Annotated in this window: 30 protein-coding genes; 8 read left to right on the top strand and 22 right to left on the bottom strand. The window is 70.7% G+C overall.

Annotated elements, in window-relative coordinates:
- From VP06_RS27095 to VP06_RS36735, 22 genes are all read right to left on the bottom strand, one after another.
- On the bottom strand, positions 1-561 hold the full coding sequence (locus VP06_RS27095) for a DUF1643 domain-containing protein (RefSeq protein WP_156295799.1): 561 nt from the start codon (positions 559-561) through the stop codon (positions 1-3).
- Positions 554-712 (bottom strand): hypothetical protein, encoded by a 159-nt coding sequence (locus tag VP06_RS36740; RefSeq protein ID WP_156295798.1) that lies wholly within the window; start codon positions 710-712, stop codon positions 554-556. Before VP06_RS36740 ends, VP06_RS27095 begins: the two co-directional genes overlap by 8 nt.
- Before the next feature lie 8 nt (positions 713-720).
- Positions 721-1155: a hypothetical protein gene (locus VP06_RS27090; protein WP_048466914.1), complete on the bottom strand. Its 435-nt coding sequence runs from the start codon at positions 1153-1155 to the stop codon at positions 721-723.
- 5 nt (positions 1156-1160) lie between these two features.
- Positions 1161-3128, bottom strand: a complete 1968-nt coding sequence (locus VP06_RS27085) for a DNA cytosine methyltransferase (RefSeq protein WP_048466913.1) — start codon at positions 3126-3128, stop codon at positions 1161-1163.
- 231 nt (positions 3129-3359) lie between these two features.
- Entirely contained in the window at positions 3360-3848 is a 489-nt protein-coding gene (locus VP06_RS33910; protein ID WP_053082055.1) for an HNH endonuclease, read from the bottom strand.
- The gene (locus VP06_RS27075) at positions 3838-4881 is read right to left on the bottom strand and encodes a DUF5131 family protein (protein WP_053082054.1); all 1044 of its coding nucleotides are present in this window, start codon (positions 4879-4881) and stop codon (positions 3838-3840) included. Before VP06_RS27075 ends, VP06_RS33910 begins: the two co-directional genes overlap by 11 nt.
- A complete protein-coding gene (locus VP06_RS27070; protein ID WP_048466912.1) occupies positions 4881-5144 on the bottom strand; it encodes a hypothetical protein in 264 nt (87 codons plus the stop codon). Before VP06_RS27070 ends, VP06_RS27075 begins: the two co-directional genes overlap by 1 nt.
- Before the next feature lie 226 nt (positions 5145-5370).
- Entirely contained in the window at positions 5371-5571 is a 201-nt protein-coding gene (locus VP06_RS27065; RefSeq protein WP_048466911.1) for a hypothetical protein, read from the bottom strand.
- The gene (locus VP06_RS27060) at positions 5568-5984 is read right to left on the bottom strand and encodes a hypothetical protein (protein ID WP_048466910.1); all 417 of its coding nucleotides are present in this window, start codon (positions 5982-5984) and stop codon (positions 5568-5570) included. Before VP06_RS27060 ends, VP06_RS27065 begins: the two co-directional genes overlap by 4 nt.
- Entirely contained in the window at positions 5981-6322 is a 342-nt protein-coding gene (locus VP06_RS37385; protein ID WP_048466909.1) for a helix-turn-helix domain-containing protein, read from the bottom strand. The genes VP06_RS27060 and VP06_RS37385 overlap by 4 nt, the downstream gene beginning before the upstream one ends.
- Positions 6319-6765 carry a hypothetical protein gene (locus tag VP06_RS37380; RefSeq protein ID WP_048466908.1) on the bottom strand — a complete coding sequence of 149 codons (447 nt, stop codon included), beginning with the start codon at positions 6763-6765 and terminating at the stop codon, positions 6319-6321. Before VP06_RS37380 ends, VP06_RS37385 begins: the two co-directional genes overlap by 4 nt.
- 10 nt (positions 6766-6775) lie before the next feature.
- Positions 6776-7027 (bottom strand): hypothetical protein, encoded by a 252-nt coding sequence (locus VP06_RS27045; protein ID WP_048466907.1) that lies wholly within the window; start codon positions 7025-7027, stop codon positions 6776-6778.
- Between the two features lie 3 nt (positions 7028-7030).
- A complete protein-coding gene (locus tag VP06_RS27040; protein WP_048466906.1) occupies positions 7031-7945 on the bottom strand; it encodes a recombinase RecT in 915 nt (304 codons plus the stop codon).
- Positions 7946-7960: 15 nt separating this feature from the next.
- Entirely contained in the window at positions 7961-9049 is a 1089-nt protein-coding gene (locus VP06_RS27035) for a PD-(D/E)XK nuclease-like domain-containing protein (RefSeq protein WP_048466905.1), read from the bottom strand.
- The gene (locus VP06_RS27030) at positions 9046-9372 is read right to left on the bottom strand and encodes a hypothetical protein (RefSeq protein ID WP_048466904.1); all 327 of its coding nucleotides are present in this window, start codon (positions 9370-9372) and stop codon (positions 9046-9048) included. The genes VP06_RS27035 and VP06_RS27030 overlap by 4 nt, the downstream gene beginning before the upstream one ends.
- Positions 9369-9722, bottom strand: coding sequence for a hypothetical protein (locus VP06_RS27025; protein ID WP_048466903.1), 354 nt, complete (start codon positions 9720-9722; stop codon positions 9369-9371). The genes VP06_RS27030 and VP06_RS27025 overlap by 4 nt, the downstream gene beginning before the upstream one ends.
- Positions 9719-9934, bottom strand: coding sequence for a hypothetical protein (locus tag VP06_RS27020; RefSeq protein WP_048466902.1), 216 nt, complete (start codon positions 9932-9934; stop codon positions 9719-9721). Before VP06_RS27020 ends, VP06_RS27025 begins: the two co-directional genes overlap by 4 nt.
- Before the next feature lie 9 nt (positions 9935-9943).
- The gene (locus VP06_RS27015; RefSeq protein WP_048466901.1) at positions 9944-10378 is read right to left on the bottom strand and encodes a hypothetical protein; all 435 of its coding nucleotides are present in this window, start codon (positions 10376-10378) and stop codon (positions 9944-9946) included.
- The gene (locus tag VP06_RS27010; RefSeq protein ID WP_048466900.1) at positions 10378-10599 is read right to left on the bottom strand and encodes a hypothetical protein; all 222 of its coding nucleotides are present in this window, start codon (positions 10597-10599) and stop codon (positions 10378-10380) included. The genes VP06_RS27015 and VP06_RS27010 overlap by 1 nt, the downstream gene beginning before the upstream one ends.
- Positions 10596-10904: a hypothetical protein gene (locus VP06_RS27005; RefSeq protein WP_048466899.1), complete on the bottom strand. Its 309-nt coding sequence runs from the start codon at positions 10902-10904 to the stop codon at positions 10596-10598. Before VP06_RS27005 ends, VP06_RS27010 begins: the two co-directional genes overlap by 4 nt.
- 78 nt (positions 10905-10982) lie before the next feature.
- Positions 10983-11654, bottom strand: a complete 672-nt coding sequence (locus VP06_RS35380) for a LexA family transcriptional regulator (protein ID WP_197093297.1) — start codon at positions 11652-11654, stop codon at positions 10983-10985.
- Positions 11655-12042: 388 nt separating this feature from the next.
- A complete protein-coding gene (locus tag VP06_RS36735) occupies positions 12043-12279 on the bottom strand; it encodes a hypothetical protein (protein ID WP_156295797.1) in 237 nt (78 codons plus the stop codon).
- A gap of 105 nt (positions 12280-12384) precedes the next feature.
- Here VP06_RS36735 and VP06_RS34165 point away from each other — a divergent pair, with 105 nt between their 5' ends.
- The 8 genes from VP06_RS34165 to VP06_RS26960 all read left to right on the top strand — a co-directional run bounded on the left by VP06_RS34165 (position 12385) and on the right by VP06_RS26960 (position 16314).
- Positions 12385-12927, top strand: a complete 543-nt coding sequence (locus tag VP06_RS34165; RefSeq protein ID WP_063928451.1) for a YdaS family helix-turn-helix protein — start codon at positions 12385-12387, stop codon at positions 12925-12927.
- Between the two features lies 1 nt (position 12928).
- Positions 12929-13057, top strand: coding sequence for a hypothetical protein (locus VP06_RS38660; RefSeq protein ID WP_280950249.1), 129 nt, complete (start codon positions 12929-12931; stop codon positions 13055-13057).
- 56 nt (positions 13058-13113) lie between these two features.
- A complete protein-coding gene (locus VP06_RS26985) occupies positions 13114-13371 on the top strand; it encodes a hypothetical protein (protein ID WP_156295796.1) in 258 nt (85 codons plus the stop codon).
- A 596-nt stretch (positions 13372-13967) separates the two neighbouring features.
- The gene (locus VP06_RS36730) at positions 13968-14126 is read left to right on the top strand and encodes a hypothetical protein (protein ID WP_156295795.1); all 159 of its coding nucleotides are present in this window, start codon (positions 13968-13970) and stop codon (positions 14124-14126) included.
- Positions 14127-14407: 281 nt separating this feature from the next.
- On the top strand, positions 14408-14887 hold the full coding sequence (locus VP06_RS26975; RefSeq protein ID WP_048466895.1) for a hypothetical protein: 480 nt from the start codon (positions 14408-14410) through the stop codon (positions 14885-14887).
- Positions 14888-14900: 13 nt separating this feature from the next.
- Positions 14901-15458, top strand: coding sequence for a hypothetical protein (locus VP06_RS26970; RefSeq protein ID WP_048466894.1), 558 nt, complete (start codon positions 14901-14903; stop codon positions 15456-15458).
- Positions 15455-15655, top strand: coding sequence for a hypothetical protein (locus VP06_RS26965; RefSeq protein ID WP_048466893.1), 201 nt, complete (start codon positions 15455-15457; stop codon positions 15653-15655). Before VP06_RS26970 ends, VP06_RS26965 begins: the two co-directional genes overlap by 4 nt.
- Positions 15652-16314, top strand: a complete 663-nt coding sequence (locus tag VP06_RS26960; protein WP_048466925.1) for a type I restriction-modification system subunit M — start codon at positions 15652-15654, stop codon at positions 16312-16314. The genes VP06_RS26965 and VP06_RS26960 overlap by 4 nt, the downstream gene beginning before the upstream one ends.

Below are 16314 nucleotides of genomic sequence, written 5' to 3'. Positions count from 1 at the left end.
TCAGATCTCCCTCTCGGCTATCCGTAGTGATGCGGCCCGCCACACGACGAGCGGCATCCCGAGCGGCACGCGGCTGTGGCCGCGCGCCAGCGGGTGGATCGGAGCGCCGTTGCCGGTGAGCGCGAAGGCGTGCAGCGGGTGGGCCCCGTCGAGCGACAGCGCCGCGATCACTCGGTCGGCGTGCAGCCCGGGCGCCAGCAGGTTGCCCCAGGCGACGATGCGGACTGGTGCGGCCTTGGCGAGCGGGAGCATGCGGACGAGGTTCGCCTGCCGCATGACCTTCATTGTCGCCACGTCCTGCCCGGCCAGCCACACATCGAGTTCGCGCGGGTCAGTCGCGATCCGGTCGTCGGCGTTGACCACCGTGAAGCCGCCGATGCCGGGCCGGCCCTGGAGCAGTGCTCGCAGCCGACAGATGGTCGGATCGTTGCGATCCGCGCCGGCCGTGCTCGGGTTGCGCATGCAGACCAGCGCCCGCGGTTCGTCCGACCACCAGCGGTCGAGGCGGTAGCGATGCAGGCCGCAGGTGGAGAATTCGGCTGAGCCGCGGATCTCAGCCATCGGCCTGCCCATCCTCTCGCCGGTCGGCCGTGACATGGCCGGTCCCGCCGCAGGTCCGGCACTGGTCCTGCCGCGTCTCGGTGTGCCGGTCCTCGTGGGTGGCCCAGCCGGTGCCGGAGCAGGTGGCGCAAGGGACAGTGATCTTGGTCATGTCCGCTCCTACTGGATGAACGAGACGCAGCCGGCAGCGCAGCCGCCGCGCAGATGGCCGTTGACCGGCGAGCGCTCCCAGCGCACCGGGCCGCCGCATTTCGGGCACGGCACCTCGCCGTGGGTGATCGATTTGTCGGACGGGATTGCCGTCATGACGGCGGGCAGCAGCGCTAACATCTCTCCGATGGCGCGCTGCCGAGCCTCGTCCTCCTCAGGCGTCGGCACGCACTTGCGCTCGCACGCGAACACCGGCGCCGCTGCGTCACAGCACGGGATGCGGAGCGCCCACCCCGCCATCCGCCTCGGGCCGACGCGCGCGACCAGATCGACGCCGGCCCCACACGGTGGCTGCGCCAGGGCGCCGCGCCAGTACTTGCAGGTGGCGAGCCGGCTGGCGCGGGCACGGGCGCGGATCGCTTCCCGGTCTACCGTCTCGGTCATGTCGCTCACTCCGCGGCGAAGAGGGGGAGGTCGGGGGCGGACCGGCGGCGCGGCTGCACCTCGGACTCGCGGTAGTTCGCGGCGACCAGGGCCTGGGCGAGCGCCGGGACGACGCTGTTGCCGCACATCCGGCCCTGCTGCTCGAGCGTGAGCGGGATGATGGTCCCGTCTGCGAGCTCTCCGCGATCGATCACATAGTCGGACCGGAAGCCCTGGGCGCTGAACCGCTCGCGCGGGGTCAGCATCCGCATGCCGATGTCGACGATGGCGTAGGGCTGGCCCTGGATCGTGACGGTGACAACGCCATGCCGGGGCTTGGTGGTGACCGTGTGCAGCGGCTCGTCGGCCGGCTGCGAGGGCAGGCCCTCCCCGTAATACTTCGAGAGGAAGGCGTAGACTGCGGCGGCGTGGTTGCCGCCGGCCATGATGGTCTTGATCGGCTTGCGCGGGTCGCCCTCCCCGCCTCGGGTGTTCGAGGTGTAGGCGTGGGTCAGGTGCGCCGCGATGAGGGTCTGGTTTCCGCCTGCGGCCGTAATGGTGGAAACCGGAGCCCGGACGTCGCTGCCCGGCTTCACGCCGCTGCGCTCGGTGTTGTGCTGCGCCAGGAACGCGGCAACCACGCCCGCCTTGCCGGCCCCGCCTGCCGTGATGGTGCCCACGGGCTCATCCGCCGCCGAGCCGACCGATGCGCCGAACTGGCGGGTCAGGTGGATGGCTGCCAGCGAGCCCTCGTTGCCGGTCGGCACGATGACCGGTGCCGGCTCCTCCACGGACCGGGACCGCGGCTCCTGGCCGGGCCGCTCGCCGTAGCGGGGGACGAGGATGCCGGAGACCAGCCCGAGCGGCGCCGCGCCGCCGCCGTGCGTTTCGGAGGCGTGCGAGGTGATGGTGTGCAGCGGCTCCTCTATCGGGTGGCCGGTGGCCCCGCGGTTGAACTTGGTGATGAAGGGCGTGACCAGGGCCTCGCCGCGCCCGCCGGTCAGCGTCGGGGCCGGCTCCTCGGCAGAGTGTTCGCGACCGCCCTCGCCGCCACCGTGGTTCACCTGGGCGACGAACGGCGTCACCAGCGCGTCGCCGCCGTGATGCGTCGCTGTCGGCATCGGCTCGTCGAGCCCGCGGTCGCGCCGGCCCCGGCTGTCGCCGTGATTGATCCGGACGAGGAACGGCCGCGCCGCCTGGACGACGTAGCGCATCGTGCCCTTGGCGATCCGGGCCATGGTCGCGTCGGCGAGCGGCCGTTTCGCCCGGATGCCCCAGGCCGCCCGGATCTGCTCCTCGGTGTCGAAGATGCTTGGGCAGGGCAAAGACCAGTCGATGATCTCGGCCGCGGTCCGCCAGGGCCTGAGCCGGCCGGCGCGCACTGCTTCCGACTTCGGGTCGCCGTGCGTCGGCTCGGGCCACACGATCGGCTTGCCGTCGCGCCGGGCGATCAGGAACAGGCGCTTGCGGATCGTCGGCGCGCCGTAGTCGCAGGCGCGCAGCTCGCGGTGCTCGACCGCGTAGCCCATGGCCTGCCACGCGGCGACGAACGACCGGAACGTGGCGCCACGTTGGACCGGGCACGGCTTGCCGTCGTCCAGCACCGGGCCCCAATCGGCGAACTCCTCCACATTTTCGAGGCACACGAGCCGGGGGCGCTGCCACTTCGGCAGGCTCTTCACCCAGCGTACCCCGACCCAGGCGAGGCCGCGGATCGCCTTCTCTCGGGGTTTGCCACCCTTCGCCTTCGAGAAATGTTTGCAATCGGGCGACATCCAGAGGAGCCCGACCGGCCGGCCCGCGCAGAGGCTGACGGCATCGACGTTCCAGACGTCCTCCTCGATGTGGACGGTGCCCGGGTGGTTGATGCGGTGCATCGCCAGGGCCTTGGCGTCGTGGTTCAGGGCGTAATCCGGATCCCGGCCGATCGCCGCCCGGATGCCCTCGGACGCGCCGCCGCCACCCGCGAAGCTGTCGATGATGAGGTCGCGCATCACGCCCGCCCTCCCGCCATCTCCGGCAGGCTGTCGATGTTGACGGTGGTGACGCTGGCGGACCCCAGAGCGGCGCCCGCCCGATCCAGGATCTCTCTGATGGTCATCGACCCGAGATGCGCCCACGGACCTGTGAGGGTGAGCACTGCACCTGGATGGACCTGTCGTGTATCCACTGCGGCCTGTAGCGCCGCGGTGGTCATGACGAGGGCCTGATGGAGATGATCTGGGTCAGCCACGGCGCGAGCCCTCCGCGCCCACTCGCCCCGCTTCCGGGAAACCGTCGTGAGTGACGCCGTCGAGGAGGCGGCCGGTGACTGGGTCGCGCCGTCGCGCCGCGATGTGCAGCGCGTTGTGCTCCGCTCGGGTCATGAGCTGAAGGTTCGACAGCCGGTTATCGCTCTTCACCTCGTTGCGATGATGAAGAAGTTCATGATCTTGCGGCAGCGGTCGCCCGGCGGCGGCCCAGACGACCAGATGCTCGTAGGCATAGCCGTTGGGGTCAGCCAGCGGATGCTCTTGCCCGACCCGCACCTTGACGTAGCCATCGCTATTGACCATCCGCGCGTCGTTCCATCGCGGATGCGCGGGGCCGCGCGGCTGCGTGCCGGCCCGGCCTCGCATGTCGACGCCCGCTGCCTCCGGACCGTACTTCTCGACCTTCCGCTTCTCGCGGTAGCGGCGCGAACGAGCGAGTGCCTTCTCACGGTCACGCGGCATTCGGCGTCTCCCGGACTTGATTCGGCGTCTCCCGGACTTGCAAATCCTCAGGGAACAGGGCGATGTCCTTCACGACCTTGCCGCGCGGGCCGGACAGCTGCTTCATGAAGAAGCTCACCCCGGCAGCCGCGCACTGGTCGCGAAGGGACCGGGCCCAATCCGGGTGCATCGGCCGAGCGCCCGGGCCGCTCTCTCCGCCCACCACGACCCAAGACAGGCGAGGCGAGTTCGTGAAACTGCCACGCAAGGGCAGCACATAGTCACCGAGCCGGCGAGACAGTTCGGATGGGCGCTCGCCGTCCTGGCGCAGCCGGATCATTTCGAGGTCGACCGGCCCCAGCAGCGGCTCGGCCGAGATCCACCGCACCGCCGCCGGCGTTGCCAGCAGGTCGGGGATGCGCTCGTCCGCCCGGCGCTGGTCCTCGACGGAGACGCCGAGCCAAACTTCGCGGAGAGGCCATCCTGGCCAGGAGCTTTGCTCGTTCCCGAGCTTCAGGTTCTCCGCCGCGGCCCAGGCGTTCCAGCCAGCGCTACCCATCGGATCGCGGCTCGACTTTCCTGTCCCCAGCTTCTCGCTTAGCGCCTGCAAGGCAGCGATAATCCGCCCAAGGGTCTCGGGCGCCGAGAGGTAGGCCCGCGCGCGGGATGAACGCTTCGTGAGAACCTGGAATGTGTGCTGGGGCGCTGCCGCCATCACGGCGAACACCCGGTCCAGCACCTCGTCCGGCACCGCCTCGTGGAACAGGTCCCCGTGCGCCGCGACGAAGACCTTACGCGATCGCTTCCACCGGAGTGGCTGCGTCAGCCACTGCTCATTGAAGCGCACCTCACCGGTCCAGACCGGGCCGGCCTTGCTGTCCTTGGTCAGCCCGGCGCGGCTCGGGTGGTGCTGGAGTCGCGAGCCGGCGAGCCGCATCGCATAGCAATTTGTGCAGCCCGGGGTGGCGATGGAGCAGCCGGTTACGACGTTCCAAGTTGCGCCGGCCGACCCATCCGCACCCCGGGTCCACTCGATTTTCGTGTTCTCGGCCATCAGCGGGTTCCTCCTGCTGCGGGGACCCGCCCCGATTCCCTCTCCTGGGCGTGGCTGATCCCGGACGCGGCGCGCCCGGCATCGTTGAGCAGCAGGCGCCCGAGCCAGCGGTGCTGGTTCGGCTCGACAGTCCCGAGGCCGGCCGCTGTGATCTGGTAGGCGCGGCGCCAGGACATATCGCTGGGCACCAGGCACTCGCCGGTACGTGTCAGGATCGCGGGCGGATCCCACGTGAACGGCCAGCGGGTCGTGGTCTCGCTCATGTCCGATTCCTCTCCCGAGACGTCCGCGCCTCAGCGACGGTCGCGGCCACGATTTCCTCGGCGGTGAAGAGGATCCGGCCGGCCCCGGCGCACTCGTTGCAGCCGCGGTGGCGGCGGGCGTGAGTGCGCCAGCTCCAGTCCATCGGCGGTCCGGCCGGGAAGCAGCACGAGCACCAGCGGCCATTCCCGACGAGGTAAGGGTTGTGGAGGGTCTGGGCGCGGAGGGTCATGCCGGCACCGCCCGCGCACCGCGCGCCTTCGCCAGCCGCGCCTCCTCGGCCACAGCCCGCTCGGCCTTCTCCCGCGCCTCGGCCCGGGTCGACCCCCACACGGCGGTGGCGGTGGTGCCGCGCTCAATGCGCGCGAGCCATTCCCGGCCGGGCGGCGGGGCATCGTCGGTGTCGACGTAGAGGCGGATCGTGGTCATGCCGGCCTCCCGGCCACCACCGGCCCCAGCCCCGCCCGCAGACCGCTCGTCAGCGCCCGGGCCACGCTCATCCGCCCGGGACGGCCCTCCTGCGCCCCGCGGGGCCGCGCCGGCTGCTCGACCGTGACGCGCCCGCCGGCCTCGACGGCCACGGCCGCCTCGACGAGGCAGGGATGGCGCTCCAGCAAGTCGGCGATGTGGGCCAGCCGGCGCAGATCAAGATGCTGGGCCGCGGCGTGGGCGAGCCGGCGCGACGCCTCCCGCCGAGTGCCGGGGTGCTCGTCACCCACGAGATCCAGGATCTCGGCGGCCTGCTGGCGCTGGTGCTCGGCCTCGCGCGCGGCGGACCGGCCGGCGAGCGCCAGGCTGGGCCAGTCGTAGGCGCGGATGTTCGTGACGCAGGGATCGATCATCGCGCGATCCTCCCGGCGGCGGCGTCGATCGCGATCCGATGGACGTAGGCGCGGCCCTCGGGCGGCAGGGCCCGCAGCGCCCGCAGCATCTCGGCCTCGTCGTCCGAGATCTCGGCCACCGGCAGGTCGGCCGTCAGGTAGCAGGCCGGCACCCCGAGGACCGACGCCACGTCGGCCAGCCGCTGCACCGACAGGGTCGAGGCGCCCGTCTCGGCCTGTTGCAGGGTCGCGACGCTGATCCCCATCTCGGTCGCCACGTCGCGCAAGGTCACCCCCTTGCGTTTGCGGGCGGTCCTGATTCGGTCGCCGATGGCGCGGTCGCGCAGGTAGTTGCTCACGATAGGCTCCTCTGGCTGGCGACGAGGCGGACCGTCCCGCCCCACAGGCTGATGATTCTGAGACCGACCGGGCGGAGCGCGGCCGAGGCGCGGCTGAGCACCGACCCGATGGCCTCGGGGTCGGGCTGGCGCCGGTCTGCCCACACGACGGCGATCAGATCGGCGCGGGTCGCGTCGCCCTCGGCCAGGCGCGTCAGGGCGAACCGGATGAGGGTCGGCAGGATGCGCCCGGTCAGGTGGACCCGGGTCGTGCCACGGCGGATGCAGTCGGCATGCAGGTCGAGCACCACCGCGTCGGGCCGGTCCAGCGCGATCTCCCACCCGCCCCGATCGGCGACGATGATCGCTGGCAGCGGGCCGCGGGGCGTCTCCAGGGCGATCTCGCGCCGGCGGGCACGGGCCTCGGCGGAGATCGGGCCGCGGAGCGGGGTGGTGCTCTGCATGGCGCGATCCTCAGAAGGGGATTTCGTCGTCGACGGGATCGCGAGGCCCGCGGCCCAGCGATTCCACTTCCACATCCCGGCGACGGACGGCGGCGACGCTCTCCAGCACCACGAAGGCAATGCCCGGGTTGGCTGCGGCCAGACGCTCGGCCTCGCTTAGCGCGGCAGCCTGGGTGCCATGACGGACAGTCGGCGGACGGGTCGGCACCCCGTCCTTGCCGATGCCCTGAATCATCCAGAAGGGGCGGATCTTGAGGGCCATCGCTCAGCCCTCCCCGCCCGAGCGCCCGCGGCCGCGGCGCGTGGGTTCGATCGCATCGTTGCCGGGGAAGTCGTCCTCGGCCTGGGTGTCGGCGTCGTCGGTCGCGTCCTCGCCCTCGAAGGCGTCGGCGTCATCGTCCCCGCCGCCAGCCATCGCGCCGGCCTCCTCGACCCGATGCTCGATCTGGTCCGCCAGCGGATTCGCGACCGGCTGGAAGGGGCGCTCGTTCTGCCCGCGGCGCCCGAAGTCGTAGAGTTCGTCGTCGCGCCGGAGCAGGTCGTCCATATCGCTCGACATCGGCAGGCGCTTGGCGAGGCGGCGCAGCACGGTCTTGCGCGCCATCTCCTCCCACCAATCGACCCAGGGGCCCTTATTTGCCGCCCGGCTGACCTTCCTGACCTTCTCGATATCCTCGAGGCTCATCACCTCGCGGTAGATCCCGCCGTCCTTCGTCTTGGCGATGGCGTAGGCCGCCCGGGGCTTGCCGCGCGGTCCGTCCAGCTTCGGCTCGTGCTCGATCCGCTCCTCGTCGCCGAGCACGTAGGCGAACCGGTCGTTTTCGTAGGCGACGTGGGCGCCGATGCTGACGAGTTCGCCGCTGTTGCGCACCTTCTTGAGGATGCCGGTGATCATCGGCATCCACTGCACGCGCCCGCTGAAGATGACGAGCGCGCCTTCGCGCTTGTCCGGCAGAAGGCCGTCCTGGGCCGCTCGCATGCTCGACTCGAACAGCGACTTGCGGTCGGCGGCGAGAAGGGCGGGATCGCCGTTCACCGCCGTGACGACCACGCGCATGAAGCGCTCGGGCGGGATGTGCGGCGGCAGGGCGGCGGCGATCTCACCGCTCATCCGCTGGAAGTCGCCGCGAAAGGCGACGGCCGCCTGCTGGCGCTGCTGGGCTACGGTCAACTGTCCCATGGTGATCCTCAGGTGTCAGCGCGCCTCGCCCCACCAGCGCGGCAGGTGGTCGAGGTCGATCTCGTCGAGGGGTTCGTGCTCGACCCAAGGCCGGTCGAGGCCGTGCGCCCGGCGGGCGGCGACGTAGGTCCAGAGCGCGTCGCGGACGGTCGTCTCGGCGACGTCGAGCACCGGGTTGCCGGGCGAGAGCGTGGTGCCCCAGGTCAGCGGCGTGGCGCCGCTCGCCCAGAAGACGAAGACGAAGGCGTGGTCTTGCGCGGCGGCGACGCGCGCCAGCCAGGCCGGATCGTGGTCGCCGTAGACACGGCCGACGGCGACCATCTCCGGCAGCCGAGCCCGGGCCTGGAGGTAGGCCGCGGCCTGGACCGGATAGTCCCACTCGGCGAGCGCGCGGCGGCAGAGCGCCGGGAAGCGCCCGCGCCGGCTAGTCGAGATCGACTTGAGGTCGACGATCGCGCGCGGCTTGAGGTAGTCGAATCGGGCCTTCCGGCGCACCGGCTCGCCGTCGATCTCGTCCGTCCAGAACAGCGAGACCTCGGGGGCGCCGCCGGTAAAAGACTGCGCGAGGTGCGGGTTGGCGAGGACGCTGCCGGCAGCGGCGCGGATGCGGTCGAAGTCCGGGCCCTTCAGGAGGGCTCGCCCGGCGGCCTCGGCGTCGGAAACCAGCGCGTCGAGGATGCGGGGCGGCACTACGCCGGCCTGCTCGCACAGGTGCTGGATGAGCGCGATCCGCCCCGCCTTGAGGGCTGGCGGCTTCTCACCCCGTGCCTTCAGCCAAGCGCCGAGGTCGTCGGCGGTCCGCAGCAGATCATCGCCCTCGGGGTAGCGCTCGAACGCCGCCGCGAACGCCCGCTCCCCCTCCAGCACCAGCCGATGCACGGCGCGGCCAAGCAGCTGCGCCGGCGTGGTCTCCTGCGGCTCGCGGTCCGGGTTGAGCCGGGACCCGAACCAGTACTCGGCCGGGCCGGTGGCGAGGCGCTTCAGGTCGGAGGAGCCGAGGGCCGGATCGGCGTGGTAACGGTCCTCGTCGAGGCCGAAGTAGAGGCCGTCCTGGAAGGTCTCGGCGGTGACCGGCGCGGCACCGGCGTCGTCGAGGGCCTTCACCGCCCACCCCCAACCCGCCGCCCCATCTGCCTGCCCGCCCGCTCCGTCTCCTCGCGCACAGCGTCGAGGTGATCCGGGTCGAGGGGCGAGCAGGCATCGGGCTGGCGCTCGCCCGCGGCTTCGTTGATCAGGCGGCAGATCGCGGCGGCGAGGTGCCGGTCGGCATCCGCGCTGCCGTCCGCCGTCGGCAGGACCAGCAGCCGCGGGCGCCCGAGGGCGTCGCAGATCTGGCGCCCAGAAGTGGTGAGCGGCCAGAACGGCGGCGGCGCGTCGAGGTTCGCGAGGGTGGCCGCGGTCGCGGCCTGGCGGTCGGTGCGGCTCATGACGCGCCACCCATGTCCGCCGGCACGTAGGCCTGATGGTCCGGGTACAGGTGCCCCATGATCATCCGCGACATGCGCAGGACGATCGCGCGGCGGACCTGCCCGCTGTCGAAGTCGGTCTCATCGGCCAGTTCGTAGAACCGGGCCAACTCGGCGTTGACCGCCATCAGGACGTTGTTGCCGGCGACGCAGGCCGCGGCGAGGTCGTCGAGTTGCCGGCGGTGGGCCGCGCGCTGCTGTGCCTGGTGGTTGGCGAAGGCCCGCTCCGGGCTCGCATTGAACGGCAGGCGGGTGGTAATGTCGGTGACCGAGGCCGGTGGGCGCGGGTCGAGGGTGGGGCGGAGATTCACTTGGCGGTCTCCTCGGGCAGGTCCGAAAAGCTCGCGCCCCACTCCTCGGCGGTGATGCCGGTCAGGATGAACTCGCGCTTGTCGGCCGGAAGGTCGGGGAAGGCGTGCTGGATGAGGGCGCCGCGCTCGAAGGCGGCGACCTGCTCATCGGTGATCGGCAGGTCGAGCGTGCGCGTGACGCCGGAGAGCATGGAGGTGCGGGTGACCAGCACGGCCGCCCCTCAGCGGTAGCCGGCGCCGGCGACGAGCGTCGCCCGGACGTCATCACGGAAGGTCGGCTCGCCGGCGGGCTCGGCAGCCTCGATCGCCGCGGCGTAGTTCAGCTCCCAGCGCTCCATGAGCGCGGTCGCGATGTCGTCCTCGTCGAGCGGCGTGGGCGCACCCTGGCGCCGGCCGTTCTCCCAGAAGTCGTCCGTGCGCAGCGCGGCGTAATACGCCTCGTCGACCGCGCGGCGGGCGGCCTGGCGCTCCTCCAGCACCTCGCGGATCTCGAAGAGCGAGGGCCGCTCGGTCGAGAGACGGGTGTGGCCAGCGGCGACCTTGGCGACGAGCACGGCGAACCGCTGCTCAGCCTTGATGTAGCGGTGGCGCGAGGCCATCAGCGCGGCGGGGACGGAGGGGGCCGGGACGGCGCCGGAGCGGAAGGGGGCACCCATCACAGCCCCCGCCCGATCATGAACGCCCCGACGCCGAGCAGGATGAATCCGGCGACCAAGCCGAAGATCGCGATCAGCCCGTAGACGACGCCGGTCCGATCGTTCGCCGGGCGCTGGAACAGGTCCTCGGCGCGCAGGGGCGGCATGACGTGGTCGCCACTGATGATCCGGCGCGCGACGTGCGGGCTGTGCCCGGTGGGGAGGATGACGGGGCGGCTCACAGCACACCCCCGACGTACAGAGCGACGACCTGCATCGCGGCGCCGAGGCCGACGATCGCCGCGACAGCGCCGGCCACCTGCGAGGCGTTCGTCAGCAGGTGGTCGAGCCCGGCGGCCAGATCGTTGCGCGCGGCCCGGAGGCGGGCGTCGGCGTCGATGTGGGGGATCGCGAAGTCGGGGTCGAGATCGACGCGGGCGAGGCCGGCGTTCAGCTTCAGGTAGCGTGCGAGGTCGGCGGTCTGGGCGTCGACGAGGCCGGAGTAGAGAGATTGGTCGGCGTCGAGGATGTTGAGGGTGCGGTGCATCGGCGGTGCTCCATCGGGAACACCGCCAATGTAGGCTAACGCCTATTGGTCGTCAATCCTGAAATTGGCTATCGCCTATCAGAGGGGCGAATATCGACCAACGACCAATCCGACGATCTCGACGCTATCATAGCCGTCGGCGTTGGGGTCGCGTGGGATCACGATCGGCTCTTGGAACTGCGGGTCGGTCGAACGCGGCATGAGGTGGATTTCGGTTAGCCGAACCACGACCTCTTTGACTGTCAGTTCAACCAAGTCTCCATCCCGGTGCCGCTGGACAACCACAATATCTGCATCCTGAACACCAACCCTTGCCTGCCAATAGGGAACAGTAATCACGTAGTCGCCGTCCTCGATCCGCCGCCGATTCATTGACGGGCCGGACACTCTGTACGCTGTTTGTTCCAAATCGGGGTAGCGACAAGGGACGTAAGGCACTGGCTCTGATTCGACCTGTGGGGGAGCGTCTGCGGAGAACCATAAGCCGGCCGCTACAGTTCCCGCAACCCGGGCAAGTCGCACATCCGCAGTCTGCGGTTGAGCGTCCGCGGCTGGGCGGCCTAGCAGGATCTCATCCAGCGACAAGCCGTGCTTGCTCGCGAGTTTTTGAAGGGTCGAGGCCTGAGGGTCCTTGCCCTTTACGATCTGCTGAACAGCAGCCGGGTTCAGGTCGGCGCTGAGGGACGCCGACTTCATATTGTGGCCCTTCGCTTTGAGAGCTGCGTGGAGCCGTTCGCGCCAGTTATCCATAGCCTCGTGATGACGCCGGGTCCGCCTACTGGCAAATGAGCGAACGCCTATTGCAATCGGTAGGCTAAAGCCTATTATGCCTTCCGCCATGACGACCTCTCACGATATCCTGGCCCTGATCCGGGCCGAAGCTGAGCGCATCGGCATCGCGCCGAGCACACTTTGCCAGCGCGCGGTCCGGAACGCCGGGCTCGTGCGCAGGCTCGAATCGGGCAAGTCGGTGACGGTCGATGTCGCCGCTCGTCTCAAGTCCTGGGCGGCGCAGCAGCCGTCCGGGAGCGGCAATGGCCGTAGGGCCGCGGGTGGGACGGAGGCCGTCGCATCATGATCCGCCACCTCCTCTCCTGGCTGGATCGGCGCGACCGTAATCGCGCCGACGAGGCGCGAGTCAGTTCCGCTGCGCGCTCGGCGCCTGCCCCATCTCAGTCGCCTCGGCAGCATTCAGAAGCATCTGCGCAAGTTCGCGAGCTTGCTTCGAAGTCATGGACACTCGAAGTAGTCTCCGCTCTCCCGTTTGAAATGCCTGCTCATGCGGCACGACATTTAAATCGGCGAGAATACACGACTGAGGAAGTGTGTAGGTGGTATAACCTGCCAGCGGGGTCAGTTTGATGTCTTCGCTCATTTCAGGCTCCATGGTGTCTCGACAGCCCCATGGTAGCGGCACCGGGCGGCGCGCGCGACCTGTTCGCCGTCCGGTTGCTGCGCTCTTCGGCGCCGGAGCAACGGCATGACCCCGACCGAGCGCGAAACCGCTCGCGACGCGCTGCGTCGCGCTCTGGCTGCCGCGGGAGGAACCGCTGCCCTCGCCCGCGAGATCGGCATCAAGTCGCCCGCGATCTCGCAGTGGGCGGTTTGTCCGCCGCTGCGCGTGATCGCCGTCGAGGCGGTGACCGGCGTGTCCCGACACGACCTGCGGCCGGACATTCATCCGCGCCCCCCCGCCGACCGCGGCACCTACATCGGCCTGACGCGCACCGCGGCGGCCGGCACGAACGCCCCCTCCGACAACTCGACCAGAGCCCAGGGCGAAGGGCTGCCGGGGAAGGTCCGGAACGACGAGGCTGAACGCGCGGACGGAGGGGGCCAAGGCTTCACCGCGCAAGCCTCGGCATTCGTCACGGTGTCCGGGGCGGGGGAGGCCGGTCGGACGGCCGCTGATCCCGCTCCGGTGCCGGATGACCGCTATTCCCGCCTCGACCGCCCGCTCGCCCCCGGTGAGCGCCTGACGGCCGATGGCGACCGCATCCGCCTCTCGCCGCGGGAGGCGTGAGATGCGTGTCGCTCTCCTCTGCCTCCTCGCGGGCCTCGCCCTCGGCATGGCCGCCAACGCCTCCCGGCGCGCCTCGCAGCCCAACCCGGTCAACGGGTCGGTCCGGATCCTGTCGGAGGCCGGGCGATGACCCGGCCCGACATCAGGTGCGGTCTCCGGCACGATATCGCCGAGGCCATGGAACGCATGGATGCGTTCGCCCAGGCCGCCGCCGCGGAGGTCCGCGCCCGCCGCAGCGAGCCACCGCGCCGCCTCGCCGTCGCCACGTCCGCCGCCATTCGCACCCTGCGCGACCGCGCCCGGGCCGGTCGCCCGGTGCCGGCGGACGATCGCCGCATCGCCGCCGCCCATGCCGCCGGCCTTACCCTCGACGACATCCACGAGGTATTCGGCGTGGAGCCGCGCGAGGCCGTTCGGGCGATCGCCGCCCATGCGGGGCGCTGAGCCATGCTCGTGTCCCTCGCCCCTCACGTCGGGCACTCCGACGTGCGCGCCCACGCCAGCCGCGTAGCCCCCTGTCATGGCGTGGGCGCACCCCTGAATGCCGCCGGCCGCGCCGGCGCACTGAGGCCCCGTCAGGGGCAGGCCCTCACGGGCGTTTCCTCCCTGACTCACCCCTCTCCCGTCGTGGAGAGGGGGCTTTTCTTCCCGCGCGATCGTCTCCGCCTGCAAGCAGCCGATCACGCCTGCGTAGCCGTGCGTACTGCCTTCGCCCTCCATCGCTATGACCTCCTTGGACGCCCCGACATAACCACGGTGCTCTTTGGTCATGTGCAAATTGCTTTTGCGGATCGCGCAAATGCCTGAAGCAGACGTCCTCGAAGCCCGCTCGCTCGCCGCGCAGCTCCTCGGATGGGAGACGCGCGGCCCGGGCGACACGGCCAACGCCATGCGCCGGATCGCGACCCGGTACGGCGTCCCCTACAGCGCCCAATGGGCGCTCCGGTACCGCCCGCCGAAGCGCGTGTGGTCCGACATTCTTCGCGCCCTCCAGGCTGCCCACGCCGCCGAACGCGAGCGGCAACTCAGGAAGCTGGCCCATGACGTCGAGATCACCGCCCGAGTTGCCGGCGCTCACCACCCTGCTGTGGTCGCGGCTGAAGCTGTGCTTCGCGCGGGTGGTGCGGCCGCCGGAATGGATGCGCAGGCTCTGGACCCGCGAGCGCCGTCCGGACGCTCCCGATCGGCGGAGGCCGTGACCCGTGACTGACACCCTCTACGAGGTCCGCCACAGCGGCGCCGGCCTGACCCTCGTGGCCGAGTCCGGCATCTCGACCGCCACCGTCGCGGTCGGGCTCGGGCGCGTCGTGCTGGCCGTGCCAGCCCGGCGGCGCGGCCGACCTCATGCTCGACCCGATCGACGCGCGGCACCTCGCGGAGCGGCTGACGCTGGCCGCGGGTGAGGTCGAGACCGCGGCGGATGCCGACATCCCCTGATCACCCCCGCGGCCGGTGGGCCGCCAACGTGGAGTAGAGCGTCATGGCAGCGGCACAGCACGGCAACGGGCCGAACCCGGAGCGCACCAAGGAGGCGGTCAACCGCATCGAGGCCATCGCGGCGAAGAAAGATGCCGCGCACATGGACTACATGCGCCAGTGCTCGGTCTTCGCCGAGGAGACGAAGGCGGTCTACGACGAGGCCAAGAAGGCCTGGGGCCTGAACAAGCGGGCGCTGAAGGCGGTCATCAAGACCCGCACGATGGAGCGCAAGCTGGAGGACCTGCGCGAGTCGCTCGAGGGCGAGGAGCAGGACAGCTACGACCAGATCCGGCATGCCCTCGGCGACCTCGCCGACACCCCGCTCGGCCAGGCCGCTCTGCCGATCGAAAGCGAAGACGACGTGCGCTCGCCCGCGCAGAAGCGGCGGGAGAAGGAGCGCAAGACCCGCGATTCCGCGCTCGACGCCGTGTCGACCGAGAACGCGGCGCGCATCACTGCCGGCATCTCGAAGCTGAACTGAGGCGGCGACGCGCGTGGCCTACACCGGCATCATCCTGGCCCTCGACCTGGCCTCCAATACCGGCGTCGCCGAGGGGCGGCCCGGTTCGACTCCGCGCCTCTATGACAAGCGCCTTCGCCAGGAGGGCGACGACTACGAGGACACGTGGGGTCGGGCGATCGGCTGGATCGCGGATCGGCTCTACGCCGAGCGCGACGCGGTCGCGTCGGGTGACCTGCGCGTCGTCGTCGAGGCGCCGATCATGACCGGGATGGGCGGCAACACGAACGCCGACTCGCTGCTGGTGACCAAGGGTCTTTGGTCCTGCTGCACGGGCTTTGCCCGGGCCCGCGGCGTGATGGTGCGCCGCGTGGCCGTTTCGACCGTGCGCGCCGCCTTCCTCGGCAACGGTAGGCTTGATGGCGACACCGCCAAGCGCCGGGCGCGCGACACCTGCCGAGCACTCGGCTGGAACCCGCCGAGCCTCGATGCCGCCGACGCCGGCGCCCTCTGGTGGTGGGCGTGCTCGCAATGGGCGCCCGACCTCGCGCCGCCGGTTCATCCCTTCCTGCTGAAACGGGGGGCGGCATGACCTGGCTTCTCCTTCAAGAGGGTCGCCTGCTGTTCCGCGGCACCTATGCCGACGCCCTCGATTACGGCGAGCGACACCAGCTGATCGCCCGTTCCTGGCACGAGGACGGCACCGAGGTCTCCACTCGGATCGTCGACCGGTCCGTGATGCTGCTGCCGGAGGCGATGTGGACGCGGTCGCGAAGGGCTGCGGCATGATCCCAGCCGGGCACACCTCCGTCATGGCCGGCCGGCGCTCGCCGCCGAAGGGGCTCGATTTCTTCCCGACCCCACCCTGGGCCACGCGCGCCTTCATGCGCCACATCCTGCCGCTGCTTTCTGACGAGCCGATTCGATCGGTCTGGGATCCAGCCTGCGGCGAGGGCCACATGGTCGAGGTGCTGCGCGAGGGCATGTTCGACACCTTCGCTTCCGACGTCTTCGACTACGGCCGCGGCTACCGTGTCGCCGACTTCCTTGCACCCGACGCCGGCGCGCCGACGGTCGATGCGATCGTGACGAATCCGCCCTTCAACGCGGCTGTCGATTTCGCCCTGCGCGCCCTGGACCTCGCGCCCGTCGTCGCCCTGCTCTGCCGCACGTCATGGCTCGAGGGCGTCGGCCGATACGAGCGCCTGTTCAAGCTTCGGCCCGTCACCGTGTTCGCGCCCTACGTCGAGCGCGTGCCGATGCACCGCGGCCAGTGGAAGCCGAACGGCGCCACCGCCACCGCCTACGCCTTCTTCTGCTGGTCGGATCGCCCCCTGGTGTCGGGCCTCGCTCCGATCCCGCCCGGTCAGCGGAAGCTGCTCACCCGCCGCGACGACGTTGCCCGCTTTGCCGCGGCCGCGGCGCCGTCGTTGCTCGCGGCGGAGTAG

It is taken from the genome of Methylobacterium aquaticum, assembly GCF_001043915.1.
In the GTDB taxonomy this organism is placed as follows: domain Bacteria; phylum Pseudomonadota; class Alphaproteobacteria; order Rhizobiales; family Beijerinckiaceae; genus Methylobacterium; species Methylobacterium aquaticum.
Note: the sequence above shows the minus strand (reverse complement) of the source record. Positions and strands in the feature narration are given on the sequence as shown.

Excerpts from the sequence above, each read along its gene's own strand:
- VP06_RS27045 (WP_048466907.1), bottom strand. The coding sequence starts at position 7,027 with ATGGCCCTCAAGATCCGCCCCTTCTGGATGATTCAGGGCATCGGCAAG.
- VP06_RS33910 (WP_053082055.1), bottom strand. The coding sequence starts at position 3,848 with ATGCCGCGTGACCGTGAGAAGGCACTCGCTCGTTCGCGCCGCTACCGC.
- VP06_RS26975 (WP_048466895.1), top strand. The coding sequence starts at position 14,408 with ATGGCAGCGGCACAGCACGGCAACGGGCCGAACCCGGAGCGCACCAAG.
- VP06_RS27030 (WP_048466904.1), bottom strand. The coding sequence starts at position 9,372 with ATGAGCCGCACCGACCGCCAGGCCGCGACCGCGGCCACCCTCGCGAAC.
- VP06_RS27060 (WP_048466910.1), bottom strand. The coding sequence starts at position 5,984 with ATGATCGATCCCTGCGTCACGAACATCCGCGCCTACGACTGGCCCAGC.
- VP06_RS26960 (WP_048466925.1), top strand. The coding sequence starts at position 15,652 with ATGATCCCAGCCGGGCACACCTCCGTCATGGCCGGCCGGCGCTCGCCG.
- VP06_RS37380 (WP_048466908.1), bottom strand. The coding sequence starts at position 6,765 with ATGCAGAGCACCACCCCGCTCCGCGGCCCGATCTCCGCCGAGGCCCGT.
- VP06_RS27040 (WP_048466906.1), bottom strand. The coding sequence starts at position 7,945 with ATGGGACAGTTGACCGTAGCCCAGCAGCGCCAGCAGGCGGCCGTCGCC.
- VP06_RS27065 (WP_048466911.1), bottom strand. The coding sequence starts at position 5,571 with ATGACCACGATCCGCCTCTACGTCGACACCGACGATGCCCCGCCGCCC.
- VP06_RS34165 (WP_063928451.1), top strand. The coding sequence starts at position 12,385 with ATGACCCCGACCGAGCGCGAAACCGCTCGCGACGCGCTGCGTCGCGCT.
- VP06_RS27075 (WP_053082054.1), bottom strand. The coding sequence starts at position 4,881 with ATGGCCGAGAACACGAAAATCGAGTGGACCCGGGGTGCGGATGGGTCG.
- VP06_RS27070 (WP_048466912.1), bottom strand. The coding sequence starts at position 5,144 with ATGAGCGAGACCACGACCCGCTGGCCGTTCACGTGGGATCCGCCCGCG.
- VP06_RS27090 (WP_048466914.1), bottom strand. The coding sequence starts at position 1,155 with ATGACCGAGACGGTAGACCGGGAAGCGATCCGCGCCCGTGCCCGCGCC.
- VP06_RS27095 (WP_156295799.1), bottom strand. The coding sequence starts at position 561 with ATGGCTGAGATCCGCGGCTCAGCCGAATTCTCCACCTGCGGCCTGCAT.
- VP06_RS27005 (WP_048466899.1), bottom strand. The coding sequence starts at position 10,904 with ATGCACCGCACCCTCAACATCCTCGACGCCGACCAATCTCTCTACTCC.
- VP06_RS38660 (WP_280950249.1), top strand. The coding sequence starts at position 12,929 with ATGCGTGTCGCTCTCCTCTGCCTCCTCGCGGGCCTCGCCCTCGGCATG.
- VP06_RS27085 (WP_048466913.1), bottom strand. The coding sequence starts at position 3,128 with ATGCGCGACCTCATCATCGACAGCTTCGCGGGTGGCGGCGGCGCGTCC.
- VP06_RS26985 (WP_156295796.1), top strand. The coding sequence starts at position 13,114 with ATGGATGCGTTCGCCCAGGCCGCCGCCGCGGAGGTCCGCGCCCGCCGC.
- VP06_RS36740 (WP_156295798.1), bottom strand. The coding sequence starts at position 712 with ATGACCAAGATCACTGTCCCTTGCGCCACCTGCTCCGGCACCGGCTGG.
- VP06_RS36730 (WP_156295795.1), top strand. The coding sequence starts at position 13,968 with ATGACGTCGAGATCACCGCCCGAGTTGCCGGCGCTCACCACCCTGCTG.
- VP06_RS36735 (WP_156295797.1), bottom strand. The coding sequence starts at position 12,279 with ATGAGCGAAGACATCAAACTGACCCCGCTGGCAGGTTATACCACCTAC.
- VP06_RS26965 (WP_048466893.1), top strand. The coding sequence starts at position 15,455 with ATGACCTGGCTTCTCCTTCAAGAGGGTCGCCTGCTGTTCCGCGGCACC.
- VP06_RS35380 (WP_197093297.1), bottom strand. The coding sequence starts at position 11,654 with ATGGATAACTGGCGCGAACGGCTCCACGCAGCTCTCAAAGCGAAGGGC.
- VP06_RS27015 (WP_048466901.1), bottom strand. The coding sequence starts at position 10,378 with ATGGGTGCCCCCTTCCGCTCCGGCGCCGTCCCGGCCCCCTCCGTCCCC.